Source organism: Paramesorhizobium endophyticum (assembly GCF_014640615.1).
Lineage (GTDB): Bacteria > Pseudomonadota > Alphaproteobacteria > Rhizobiales > Rhizobiaceae > Paramesorhizobium > Paramesorhizobium endophyticum.
In genome coordinates, this window is record NZ_BMHH01000045.1 from 1 (window position 1) to 12,024 (window position 12,024).

Annotated in this window: 14 protein-coding genes; 8 read left to right on the top strand and 6 right to left on the bottom strand. The window is 60.4% G+C overall.

Annotated features, from left to right (window positions below; genetic code table 11):
* Positions 1-115: 115 nt before the first annotated feature.
* Positions 116-1,021 carry a LysR family transcriptional regulator gene (locus IEX53_RS23005; protein ID WP_188826510.1) on the bottom strand — a complete coding sequence of 302 codons (906 nt, stop codon included), beginning with the start codon at positions 1,019-1,021 and terminating at the stop codon, positions 116-118.
* A 222-nt stretch (positions 1,022-1,243) separates the two neighbouring features.
* Here IEX53_RS23005 and IEX53_RS23010 point away from each other — a divergent pair, with 222 nt between their 5' ends.
* The 3 genes from IEX53_RS23010 to IEX53_RS23020 all read left to right on the top strand — a co-directional run bounded on the left by IEX53_RS23010 (position 1,244) and on the right by IEX53_RS23020 (position 4,167).
* Positions 1,244-1,708, top strand: coding sequence for a Cif family virulence factor (locus tag IEX53_RS23010; RefSeq protein ID WP_188826511.1), 465 nt, complete (start codon positions 1,244-1,246; stop codon positions 1,706-1,708).
* A gap of 66 nt (positions 1,709-1,774) precedes the next feature.
* Entirely contained in the window at positions 1,775-3,178 is a 1,404-nt protein-coding gene (locus tag IEX53_RS23015; protein WP_188826512.1) for an aldehyde dehydrogenase family protein, read from the top strand.
* A gap of 62 nt (positions 3,179-3,240) precedes the next feature.
* Positions 3,241-4,167, top strand: a complete 927-nt coding sequence (locus tag IEX53_RS23020) for an aromatic alcohol reductase (protein WP_188826513.1) — start codon at positions 3,241-3,243, stop codon at positions 4,165-4,167.
* Positions 4,168-4,348: 181 nt separating this feature from the next.
* Here IEX53_RS23020 and IEX53_RS23025 read toward each other — a convergent pair whose 3' ends face one another.
* Positions 4,349-4,915: an ester cyclase gene (locus tag IEX53_RS23025; protein ID WP_188826514.1), complete on the bottom strand. Its 567-nt coding sequence runs from the start codon at positions 4,913-4,915 to the stop codon at positions 4,349-4,351.
* 34 nt (positions 4,916-4,949) lie between these two features.
* Here IEX53_RS23025 and IEX53_RS23030 point away from each other — a divergent pair, with 34 nt between their 5' ends.
* Positions 4,950-5,858 carry a LysR substrate-binding domain-containing protein gene (locus IEX53_RS23030; RefSeq protein ID WP_188826515.1) on the top strand — a complete coding sequence of 303 codons (909 nt, stop codon included), beginning with the start codon at positions 4,950-4,952 and terminating at the stop codon, positions 5,856-5,858.
* On the opposite strand, the gene IEX53_RS23035 is transcribed toward IEX53_RS23030, so the two are convergent.
* Together IEX53_RS23035 and IEX53_RS23040 are read right to left on the bottom strand one after the other, a co-directional pair.
* Entirely contained in the window at positions 5,815-6,099 is a 285-nt protein-coding gene (locus tag IEX53_RS23035; RefSeq protein WP_236016344.1) for an SDR family oxidoreductase, read from the bottom strand. The two genes, IEX53_RS23030 and IEX53_RS23035, sit on opposite strands and share 44 nt — an antisense overlap.
* 179 nt (positions 6,100-6,278) lie before the next feature.
* Positions 6,279-6,998, bottom strand: a complete 720-nt coding sequence (locus IEX53_RS23040) for a glutathione S-transferase family protein (protein ID WP_188826516.1) — start codon at positions 6,996-6,998, stop codon at positions 6,279-6,281.
* A 111-nt stretch (positions 6,999-7,109) separates the two neighbouring features.
* Here IEX53_RS23040 and IEX53_RS23045 point away from each other — a divergent pair, with 111 nt between their 5' ends.
* Positions 7,110-7,721, top strand: coding sequence for a TetR/AcrR family transcriptional regulator (locus tag IEX53_RS23045; protein ID WP_188826517.1), 612 nt, complete (start codon positions 7,110-7,112; stop codon positions 7,719-7,721).
* Positions 7,722-7,931: 210 nt separating this feature from the next.
* Here the strand turns inward: IEX53_RS23045 and IEX53_RS23050 are convergent, their stop codons facing one another.
* Complete coding sequence (locus IEX53_RS23050) at positions 7,932-8,726, bottom strand: MmyB family transcriptional regulator (RefSeq protein WP_188826518.1); 795 nt, start codon at positions 8,724-8,726, stop codon at positions 7,932-7,934.
* A 125-nt stretch (positions 8,727-8,851) separates the two neighbouring features.
* On the opposite strand from IEX53_RS23050, the gene IEX53_RS23055 reads away from it, so the two are divergent.
* Complete coding sequence (locus IEX53_RS23055; RefSeq protein ID WP_188826519.1) at positions 8,852-9,463, top strand: glutathione S-transferase family protein; 612 nt, start codon at positions 8,852-8,854, stop codon at positions 9,461-9,463.
* A gap of 30 nt (positions 9,464-9,493) precedes the next feature.
* Complete coding sequence (locus tag IEX53_RS24470; protein ID WP_505816026.1) at positions 9,494-9,769, top strand: putative antibiotic biosynthesis monooxygenase; 276 nt, start codon at positions 9,494-9,496, stop codon at positions 9,767-9,769.
* Between the two features lie 193 nt (positions 9,770-9,962).
* Here the strand turns inward: IEX53_RS24470 and IEX53_RS24100 are convergent, their stop codons facing one another.
* The gene (locus IEX53_RS24100; protein WP_236016345.1) at positions 9,963-10,904 is read right to left on the bottom strand and encodes an alpha/beta hydrolase family protein; all 942 of its coding nucleotides are present in this window, start codon (positions 10,902-10,904) and stop codon (positions 9,963-9,965) included.
* Positions 10,905-11,021: 117 nt separating this feature from the next.
* Here IEX53_RS24100 and IEX53_RS23065 point away from each other — a divergent pair, with 117 nt between their 5' ends.
* The gene (locus IEX53_RS23065) at positions 11,022-11,960 is read left to right on the top strand and encodes a LysR family transcriptional regulator (protein ID WP_188826520.1); all 939 of its coding nucleotides are present in this window, start codon (positions 11,022-11,024) and stop codon (positions 11,958-11,960) included.
* Positions 11,961-12,024: the final 64 nt, after the last annotated feature.

The window sequence follows — 12,024 nt, forward strand, 5'->3', positions numbered from 1 at the left end:
CAGCACATTCTTAGGTGCTGTCCAACTCGTCGCTGCGTTCATAACCCTCAAATGACGACACGCCCTAACGCTCCACGACATCGTTCGGCTCGTCAACGCATTATTCGCCCGAAGCCTACCAGTTCTTCGCCTCTTGGCCGATAATTTCTATGCACCAGTCTATGAAGGCGCGAATGGCGGGTGAGAGATGGCGACTCTGGGGATAGAGCACCGATAGCGGATCGGTCGAGGCCTCGAGATCGGGCAGGAGCCTAATGAGGCGCCCATCGGACAAAGGCTTGTGCACCGTATAGCTGGCAGTGCGAATGAGTCCGAGCCCGGCCAGGCCAGCAGCGATATAGGCGTCGGTGTCATTGACGGTGACGTGCTGCTTCATGGAGACAGAGGTTACTTCCTCGCCTTCCCGGAAGGTCCAGTTCGTCGAGCGGCCGGTGCGGCTGCCGGCGTAGCCCACTGCCACGTGCCCTCGCAGATCGGCTGTGCTGACAGGTTCGCCGTGCCGCTCGAGATAGTCGGGTGAGCCGCACACATACCAATGGAAATTGCCTAGCCTGCGAACGATGAGGCTCGACGGCTGTGGCTCGCCAGCCCTGATGACGCAGTCGATGCCCTCCTGAACGAGATCGACGACGGCATCGCTCAGGTGCAGGTCTATGTCGATACCCGGATACCGGGCGGTGAACCGCGGAAGCGCGGGGATAATGAAGTGGCGCGCCAGGGAAGGCGTGGTGCCGATCCGGATGGCGCCCCGGATCATGCCACTCTGTCCGGCGACGGTTCCTTCTGCTGCCTGCACGTCGCGCAGGATCGCCTTGCAGCTGTCGTAATAGCGCAGCCCCGCATCGGTGATGCTGATCGCCCGGGTCGTCCTGTTCAGCAGTTGCACACCGAGATGGGCCTCCAGATCCTTGATCGTCTTGGTCACCGCAGAGGGCAGCACGCGGAGTGTCTCGGCGGCGCGTTTGAAGCTCCCTGCCTCAACCACGCGCGTAAAGGTTTCCATGGCCTGAAATCGATCCAATTATTCGCTCCCAAGGTTCGGTTGAGACAGTATCACCGAGATGAAGCGTGCATAGCGCTGTATCGGGTCTGCGTCGATCCGACATTCTTCATTTTAAACGAACAATCAAATCAGTTTTGTCTGCCTTATCGCAAAGTGCGTCTACCGCTACATGGTCCAGGACAGGAGGCAGTGGTGTTCGGAAAAGATCATCGTCCGTCTCCTCGTAAAGGAGCACCAAATATGCAGCACAACGCTATCGGTAAGGAAACTCAGGACTCGGATATCAGCACTTTGGCTGATCTTGTCCGGGATTGGGTGGAGACGGGCTGGCGTCATACCCCCGAGGAGCCATTCAGCTTCCGTGGACGCCTCGAACGATTCTACGACTGGTCGTCGGATGGCACGCAATTCTTCGACGACTTCGACAAGGAGCGGCGCGTCAACACCAACGTCGCCCAATATGCGGCGATCTGGGACGCGGTCATTCCGTCAATGAAGCGCCTGACCAATGTCATTGTTGGCGAACCACGCACATTGGTGGCTTCCGATTTCGCAGTCATGAGCGTGCAATTCGTCACGTCCTTCGTGACCGCTGCGGGCGATGAGGGCCGGGCGCACACGCTTTCGAGCCTTGTCTGGCGTCGATCCGACGACGGCTGGCGCATCATCCGCGAGCACGGAAGCGGGCTTGCGTCTCAACAATAACAGCCACGGCCTCGGGCCGCTTCCAGACGAAGCGCCGAGGGTGGCCTTCCAATAGGAGTAGTACAAATGAAATTCGGATCAAGGCTGGTCATCGACGGAAAACTGGTTGCTGGTGAGCACACCCTCGACGTGGTCAATCCCGCTACCGGTGAAGTGTTCGCGACAGTGGCCCGCGCGTCTCGGCATCAGGCGGAAGCGTCGATTCAAGCCGCTAAGAAGGCCCAGCCGGGCTGGGACGCGCTTGGATGGGACGCGCGCGGCGAGATGTTGAAGGCGATCGCCGGGGGCATGGAAGAACGGCTCGACGATTTCGTCAACACCATGGTGGCTGAACAGGGAAAGCCCCGCCGTGAGGCTGCGGCAGAGGTGGCCTATTCCATCGCCTTCACCCGCTATTTCGCCGGACTGAAGTTGCCCGACCGGGTTTTTCAGGTCCCGAGCGGTAAGGTCGAGTTGCGTCATCGCCCTCTCGGAGTGGTGGCAGGGATCAGCCCGTGGAACTTTCCGTTGCTGATCCCGGCGGCGAAGATCGCGCCTGCGCTGCTCGCTGGAAACACGATGGTGATGAAGCCGGCGCCCACGACGCCAATCCTTACGCTTATGCTCGGCGAAATCGCTGCCGGCATTCTGCCGCCTGGTGTGCTCAATGTCATTACAGACCAGAATGATCTCGGCGACCTTCTCACCTCGCATCCAGACATAGCCAAGGTCACGTTCACAGGTTCCACGGCTACCGGGCGGCGGATCATGGCGAGCGCTGCGCCGACGCTGAAGCGCTTGACGCTCGAACTGGGGGGCAACGACGCAGCGATCGTGCTCGACGACGTGGACGTCCAGGAGACCGCTGATCGCATCTTTGCGGCAGCCTTCTTCAACGCCGGTCAGGCTTGTCTTGCCATCAAGCGCGTCTATGTCGCCGATGCGATCTATGACGAATTCTGCGAGGCACTTGCACGCCATGCCCGCGAAGCCATCGTCGGTCCGGGCAGCAACCCATCCACGCGTATCGGACCGTTGCAGAACCGCCAGCAGTTCGAGAAGGCGCGACATTATCTCGACATTGCGCACAGGGACGGCCGCATCATCGCGGGCGGCGCGGTGCGCGAAGGAGCGGGATACTTCGTCGATCCGACCATCGTGCGCGATATCGACGATTCCAGCGAACTCGTCACGCAGGAACAGTTCTCGCCCATCCTGCCGGTCATCAGGGTAACAGACGGCGAGGATGCGCTGAGCCGGACGAACCGCAGTGAATTCGGTCTGGGTGGTTCGGTCTGGTCGGGCGATGCCGCGCGCGCGAAGGCGCTGGCCGAGCGGATGCAATCGGGCACGGTCTGGGTGAACCAGCATCTGAATTTCGGCCCCGAGGTGCCGCTCGCCGGAGCGAAGCAGTCAGGCATCGGGATCGAGTGGACAGAACTTGGCCTGGCCGAGTTCTGCCAGGTCAACGTCATCAATCAGGCCGCCTGACGGGACCAAGACCGTATTCTGGTCGGGCTGTTCGATCAGACTAAAGCAAAAAGGGAAGACAAATGGACAATAGAAAAATCGATTTAAGCGACATGCTGGTGCTCGGTGCCGGGCAGCTCGGCTTGGCCGTACTGCGCGCACTCGCGCCGAGGATTCAGGCGGCGAATGAGCCGCTCACCGTTCTGGTGGCCCCCCAGATGGTGAATAATCCGTCCGAGCAGGACACGGCAAACCTGGCGGAGCTCAATGCGCTCGGTGTGGAGATCATCGGCTTCGATCTGGGCGCTGACGAGAATGCGCTGGCCGACCTGTTCAGGCGCTATCGGACCGTGGTGAACTGCACCGGCTTCGTCGCGGGTCCGGGGACGCAGTTGAGGATTACGCGGGCTGTGCTGGCGGCGGGCGTCAGGCGATACTTCCCGTGGCAGTTCGGCGTCGATTACGACATCATCGGACACGGCAGCGGGCAACCCGTCTTCGACGAGCAATACGAAGTCCGCGAGTTGCTCCGCGCTCAAACGGCCACCGAATGGGTGATCGTATCGACCGGCATGTTCACAAGCTTCCTGTTCGAGCCGGTCTTCGATGTGGTCGATCTCGACCGCCAGACGGTCCATGGGCTCGGCAGCTGGGATACCAAGGTGACGGTGACGACGCCCGAGGATGTTGGAAAACTGACAACCGAAATCCTGCTGGCTGAACCGCGGCTCGCCGACGAGGTCGTCTATGTTGCGGGCGATACGATCTCCTACGGCCAACTGGCGCAAGTGGTCGAACGGGTCACCGGCCGCGTGTTTGAGAAGACCGAATGGACCTTGGACAAGTTGCGAGCCGATCTGGCCGCAGCGCCAAGCGATGTTATGGCCCGGTATCGCGCTGCGTTCGCGCTCGGCGAGGGCATGTGGTGGGACAAGTCGAGTACCTTCAACGAACGGAGGGGCCTCAAGGTCACAGACGTAGAGGAATACCTGCGCGCGCGGGTGAACTGAGGCGTCCTGCATTTGATCGGTGCCCGCCTTGGGCTGACGTTGGCCGTAAGCGGAACGTCAGCGTAGAGGCACTTCGCTGGCAAAAGCGAACGCTCCAGGCAAGGGCGCATCCCACCATTCGCTCGAGCCGGCAGATTGCTCGCCGGCTCGAGGTGATGGCAGGAAAGGCCTCCGGATAGGGTCAGGCCGAGGCCGGAATCAGCCGTACGCCAAGCCGCTCCAGAAATAGGCGACTGTCGTATTGCGCCCATTCCTCGATCAGAGTCCCGTCGGATGCGTAGCCGAAGACGTTGTTGATGTTGAAGAACATCGGCTTACCGCTGGGCTGGATCGTTCCAATGGGCGAAGCCGTGAATGGCCTGGCGAAGATGCCCGAAAAGGTCGTGCGAGCGCCGAGATATTGTCGATCTTCGAAGATCTGCTGCCGTGTGACTGCAAAATCATCGAATGCTGCCCGGCAGGCCGCGAAGAAGTCCCAAAGCTCTTCGCGGGTCAACGCGCTGCCGTCGGGACCGTAGAACCGGAAATCGGGGTGGAAGAATTTGCTCATCTCGGCCGCATTCTCGCGCGCGATTCCGATCTCGCCGATCCGAATAAGCTCGCGTGCACGCTGCGACAGGGTGGGATCGTCTGCTCTTAGATTGGGCTCGTTACCGACTGGCATGGTCTGCTCCTTCTTGCTGAGGGCCCCCGCGATTGGGGGCCGCCACGGACAAATAGACTTGCGCCATTGAAAGAAAAATACCATCAATCGTGCACACCCTGTTCGAAGATGGCCACCTATGCCCGAACCCGACCTGAAAGACCTCCGCATCGCCCTCTGCATCGCCGAGACCGGCAGCTTCCGCGAGGCGGCCAAACGGCTCGATCTCGCACCCTCGACCCTCAGCCACGCAATGACGTCGCTTGAGAAAGGTCTTGGATTTCGCCTCTTCAATCGGACGACCAGAAGCGTTGCGGTAACGCCCGAAGGCGCTGCCTTTCTGGCGAAGATCGAGCCGTTCGTCTCCGGGCTGGGAGAGGCGCTTGCAGCACCGATCCGCGGAGACGACCACGTTCGGGGAGTTCTCCGAATCAACGCGCCCTTATCAGCAGCGTTCTACCTTCTGCCAGAGATCATCCCGGCGTTCGGACTGCGCCATCCGCTGGTCGAGCTCGAACTTCATCATGAAGAACGCCTCATCGATGTCGTCGCGCAGGGATGCGATGCCGGCATCCGGTTGAGCAAGACTGTCTCGGGCGACATGATCGGCGTGCGGTTCGGCAAGCCCCTCCGCTGGATCGCCGTGGCCTCGCCCGCCTACATCGAGCAACGCGGCCGCCCCGAGCATCCGACCGATCTCATGGCTCACCGCTGCATCCGCATCCGGATGCCCGACGGACGCCGGTACATGTGGGAGTTCTCGCGCGGCGACGATGAGCTCGAAGTGGATGTGCCTGGGCAGCTCACGCTCGACCGGATGGTCCTCATGGTTGAAGCCGCGCTAGGCGGGCTCGGCATAGCCTATGTCCTCAGAGACATGGTCGAGGCGCGGCTCGCCGCCAGCCAGCTCGTCGACTTGTTCCCGGAATGGACCGCCGAGGAAGAGGGCTACATGCTCTATTATCCTGGCCGCCGTAGCCCTCCACCGCAATTGACGGCTTTCATCAGGTTTCTGCGGTCATACGATGCGCAGGCCGCGAGATCGTAATCGAAACCGTGCAGTCGTCGACGACAGGACGCAATTCCATTGGTCGCTCTTCGGCTTCAGATGATCGTTGATCTCCACCCAGTAGCCGTCTGAATCCCAGCGCCATGCCGCCATCGACCGGCCGTTCGGCGCTCGTGATGAGACTGCTTTCCTCACTGGCGAGGAATAGCGCTGCCGAAGCGACCTCGCCGGCCCGCCCCATGCGGCCGAGCGGCATCAGCATTGTCAGCGTCTCGCGCACGTCGGCGGCTGCGGCTGTTATAAGCTCAGACCTCGGGTTCTATCAATCCATCGTCCTCCTGTGGCTTAGATAACTGTCCACACCGCCTAGGGCACCTCGCAGGGGCTGTGCAGGGTCCGCGATGTCTGCTCGGGCCGACAGCAGTTCTAAAAGCGATCGGACTGATCTGCGTCAGTAGCTCACCCTCTACCGCCGGCATAGGCACCACGTCCTAGAAGTCGGTCCACAGCATCTGGCGACGCGTCATCGGGAGAAATCAATTGCGCTGCAAGCGCCGCCTTTGCAGCATCGGCGCGCACCACTGCGGGTCTGGCTGCAATCCTCTCGACCCACCGCACGAGGTTCGCGTAGTCGTCGGCGACACTGGCGCCCAGAAAGATGCCAGCCGCCCGGGCCCAAGGAAAGGCGGCTATGTCGGCAATGCCGTAGTCGGGCCCGCCGAGCCACTCGCTGTCACGCAGCCGTCCATCGAACACATTCAGGATGCGCAGGAGCTGCGTGCGATATCGGGAGAGCGCATAGTCGTTCCCGGGAGGGGCAAAGCGCGAGAAATGGATGAACTGGCCGAACATCGGTCCGAGGCCGCTCATCTGGAGCATCAGCCACTGTATGACTTCGCTACGCGCAGAAGCGTCCTGCGGAAGCAACTTTCCTGTCTTTTCTGCCAGGTAGAGCAGGATGGCGCCGGACTCGAACGCGGTGTGTGTGCGATCACCCGGCCCTTCATCATCAACGATGACAGGCACCTTGGCATTCGGGTTCAGTCGAACGAATGCCGGCTCAAACTGGCCACCTGCCATGATATCGACCGGCAACGCCACATATGGCAGCTCCAGTTCCTCCAAGGCGAGGAAGATTTTCGACGAGTTCGCGGTATCCGCAGCATAAAGGGTGATCATCAGCGCTCTTACTTTCAATTTCCTTCCGATCGATACAAAATTCTGCGACGGGTTGCGGGAGGCTGTCAACACATTTATGAACGATCGCTACAGAATAAGATGGAGGCAACCATGGCAAACCGCGGACGCCCGTGCGGCTTCGATCGCAATGCGGCACTCATGCGGGCGATGTACCTGTTCTGGGAGCGGGGCTATGAGGCGACGTCTATCTCCGATCTAGCTGCGGCGATGGGGATCAAGCCGCCGAGCCTCTATGCGGCTTACGGTTCCAAGGAGTCGCTGTTCCGCCAGGCGGTCGAACTTTACGCCTCTTCCGAAGCCGCGGGCGACAAAGACGTCCTCTGGGCGCATCCAACCGCCAGAGCAGCGATAGAAGCGCTGCTCCGTGGCGCAGTAGACCGCATTGCGCATGAGGACGGGCCGAAAGGGTGCTTCATGGTACTGGGTGCGGTCAACTGCACCCCTGAGAATGCACACATCGGTGAATATCTCGCCAGGCAAAGGCAGGCTGGGCAGCAGGCCATTTTCGAACGCATCAGTCTTGGAGTGGAAGCCGGAGACGTCGACCCAGGGACGGACGTAGCTGCTCTTGCCGGCTTCTATGCGACCGTACTGCGAGGTCTGTCACTGAGCGCGCGTGACGGCGCCGGAAAGATTGAACTTGATGGGATCGTCACCTGCGCAATGGCAAGCTGGAATGTGTTGGCGAGCGACTGTGGGTAAGCAAATCCAGAGGGTACGGCCGACTGGCTTTTCGTGCGGCCTCGTCGAGTGTAGTGGCGCAGATACTTGCAGCGGGGATCGCCCGCCGACCTTGGTGCGCAGCGGCTGGGATCACGCTAGAGCCAACTGGCAACTTCCCACCCCATAGCAGCGATCAGAGCCGGCGCGGACGGCGTCGAAATCCACGGCCACGCCGCAAGGTTGTTCGCTCTAAGCTCCTATTTCTTCATCGTAGAGGGCGATGCGAAGTCCGGGCCTGTCTTCGGAGACGAGGATATTGAGGCGATAGCTTCGCCACCTGCCCTCTGCATCGCGGAGCGTAATGTCCATATCGCCGATCCGGAGGACTTCGGGATCATCCCACCATTCCATTGCTTGTGGGAAGGCTTGAAGAACCTCGTCGAGGATGGGCCTCAAAAGCGGGCTCTTCCCGCCCGTCAGATAGTCATGGCGTGCCTTGAGCAGGACAAGCCTCGCGGCGAACTGCCAGTCTTGAATCTTCTGCCGGTAGTGGTCGGAAAAGAAGACTATGCGGAGCATATTCGGTCGCGGCAATGTGAAGTCTTCAAACAGGATACCGGCCGCCTCGTTATGGGCAAGGACATCCCAAGAGCTGTTCATGATGTAGGCGGCTTGATCGAGACCATTGATCATCCTTACAAGCGACTGAGGAAGCTCGGCACTTTCAGCGCCATCCGCAAACGTCTCACGGCCAGCCAGCGCAAAAAGGTGCTCCCGTTCGGCTCGGTCGAGCCGAAGTCCTCGCGCCAATCGATGGAGGAAATCATCCGATACCGCTATGTCGCGTCCCTGCTCGAACCAAGTGTACCACGTCAAACCGACACCAGCCAAAGTGGCGACTTCCTCGCGACGAAGGCCTCTGGTTCGACGGCGGCGCACCTGCGGCAAGCCAACCGATTCTGGAGAAGTGCGCTCGCGACATTGGCGGATGAAATCCGACAGCGCCTGTCTGGCCGGCACGCGCGTTAAACGGTCAGACGCCACTTCTCACCTCGCAAAGCATCACTTTAGTAATAGCATAAAAGCCACATTGTAACACGATAGATTGGTTCATAACCTTCTGGGACATGACCAGTGATCGAAATGCCAAAGTCGGAAGGTTGGATCGTATGCTCCTCTACCAGTTTAAAAAGGGGACGAATCCGCGGCGCGTTATCATCTACCTGAACGAAAAGGGGGTCGACGTTCCGCGATATGAACTGGATTACGCGGGAGGAGAGCACAAGTCGCCCGAATACCTCGCAATCAATCCCAGTGGACGAGCCCCGACGCTCATCACTGATGAGGGTGTGCCGATCACAGACTCGGCCGCCATTGTCGAGTATCTGGAGGAACTGTATCCCGACATGCCAATGATGGGGACGGATGCGCTTTCTCGGGCGAGAATACGCTCGCTCGAGCGCCTGGGCACCGATCTGGTGGTCCGCTCTCAGCTTTGGCTGTGGAACGTCACCCAATCCTTTCCTGCCAAGGAGCCATCCCCATCGCTGGAGGTCGCTACCAAGCTCTTCGGCTACGTCACCGAAATACTGGATGTCTTGGAGGCGACGATCGGAGATAACGAGTTCCTGGCAGGAGACAGGCCTACGATCGCGGACTGCACGGTATTTTCAATATTTCAAACATGCCGGGAGAGGTTCGACCAACCCTTCGGCTCGGCTCATCCGCGCCTTGACGCCTGGTACAAGAAGTTTCGCCAGCGGCCGAGCGCCGAATACTGAGAGGTTGGTGATTTGAACAAGCCTGAGACTATGACCTGCGATTCGAAGAGTCCGAAGGCATACGACGGCCCCGTCGTCGTCCCGGTCAGGCCATCCAAAATCAGAATGACAATGGTCATGATTATATTCGTTTATCCCATCGTGACACTCCTGCTCTACGCATTGAGTCCGCTGGCCAGCAGCTGGGCTGTGTGGCATCGAACACTGATCCTAACGCCGATCACAGTAAGTCTCATTGTCTTCGTTGTGAGTCCGTTGATAGCAAAACACTTTGACTGGTTCCTGCGTCCTCGCTCAGCGCCTTGAAGGGACGCGAATACCTCTCTCTTCATCCACGCGAAGTTAGCGAGATTACCCTGGAAACTGCTGGTCACGGCTGATCGCTCTCCATGGAAGGAATGCCAGGCTCGCTTCAAACGAAAATTATAAGGGCGTGCCGCAGCAAGCCCTCATAATTATGCTCTGGTGATCTCGGCAGGGTGTGGCGAAACCTTCGCGGCTAGCCGACAAACCGCTCGAACCATTCCAGCATCGGCTTGGGATTGTTGGGCAGATAGTTATAGCCGTCGAAGCGCCGGTTGGTGCCCTCGATCCAGATGAGATCCTTCTGGTCGGTTGGCATCGCGTCGAAGATCGCCTGCACGTCGGCGGGCGTGGTCAGCGTGTCGTCGCGCACCTGCAGGAGCAGCGTCGGAATATCCACCGCCGTCGCATAGGGCGGCATGTCCATGTCCTTCAGCTCCATACTGGTCGCGCGGCGCAGTGCGTCGGCCACTTCGGGCAGCGCGTCCGACATGCCCATGTGGCTAAGGATCGTCCGATAGAAGGCGCTGAGCGAGATCGGCTGCGGTGCGACGATCGCTCTGACACCGTCGAACTCCTCGCGGTGCTTGGATATGGCGACCATGGTCGCGTTCATGCCGCAGCAGCGGCTGAGCAGGCCGATCTTCATGTTCCGGAGATCCGGCCGCGAGCGGACATAGCGCAGGGAGCCGATCACGTCGCGATACTCGCGAATGCCATTGCCGATCACACCGCCACTGCCGGCAGCACTCTGGCCAAAGTTGCGCAGGTCGTAGGCGAGAATGTTGTAGCCGGCTTCGTGCAGGTGCTTGTAATCAGGCATGAAGTTGACTTCGATGTTGTTGCCGCTCGCTTCCCAGGCGTCGCCGTAGGGCTTCAGGTGGCCGGGGAAGCCGTAGCGGTTGGCCCAGATTGGGTGGTTGGCGATGATCAGGCGATCGCTGTCGCCGGGAATGAACCAGCCTTTGATCGTCACGCCGTCCATCGCGGGAAAGAAGACGTCATCGAAGGCGATGCCATCATCCGCTGGCGAGCGGATGATCGGCGAGCGCGCCGGGTTGACCATGGCGGAGACTAGACCAGCGACAAGGTCCGCGCGGGTCGGTTGTGCTGCTGCAGCTTGCGTTATCTGGGTCATGTTATTTTCCTTTCAGAGCTCAGCTCGGTTAAAAGTTGGCTGATGCCCATCTTGTACCCCTTGCGGATCACGACGATAATCCTGCATTATCGCAACAGGCTGTACGGATAACTGGACATGGCTGCTAACATCGACGACCTGACCGCCTTCGTCGCTGTCGCAAGGGCGCGTGGTTTTCGCGAGGCCGGGCGTTCGCTCGGCGTCAGCCCGACGACGCTCAGTGAAACTGTCCGGCGGCTGGAGGACCGGCTGGGCGTGCGCCTGCTTCACCGCACGACGCGCAGCGTCTCCCCGACCGAAGCCGGCGGGCGGCTTGTCGAGCGACTGGCTCCACTCCTCACGGAAATGGATGCGGCACTTGCCAGCCTCAATGACCTGCGCGACACGCCAGCGGGCACGCTCCGGCTCAATATGCCGGTCGGTGTCGCGCGCCTGGTGCTTCCGACACTTCTTCCGCAGTTTTTGGCACTCTATCCCGAAATCCAGGTGGAGGTCGTCGCCGAAGATACAATCGTAGACGTACTTGCAGCGGGGGCCGATGCCGGAATCCGCTACGAAGAGAAGCTGGAGCAGGACATGATCGCAGTGCCGATCGGACCTCGGGTCCAGCGGTTCGCGATGGCGGCGGCACCCGCCTACCTCGCAGCGGCGGGCAATCCAGAGCATCCGCGGGACCTGCTGCAACACCGATGCCTGCGCGGGCGGTTCGACAACGGGTCGCTGTTCAGCCCGTGGGAGCTCGAACGCGGCGACGAGACGATCCGTATTGAGCCGCAGGGGCCACTCACCGCCAGCGTCCGGGGCGCGATGGACCTCGCGGTGGACATGGCAGTCGCCGGTGTCGGCATCATCGGACTGTTCGAGGAATGGCTGCAGCCGCATATCGAGGCCGACCGCCTCGTCCCGGTTCTCCCCGAGTGGTGGTCCTCTTTTCCCGGGCCGTTCCTGTACTATTCTGGCCGCCGCCTCGTGCCGCCCCCGCTGCGCGCTTTCCTCGACTTCATCAGGTCCGCGCAGCAGCAGAGCGATAGCGCGTCTATGTCTCTCACTTCCTAGGGCGTGTCGTCATTTGAGGGTTATGAACGCAGCGACGAGTTGGACAGCACCTAAGAATGTGCTG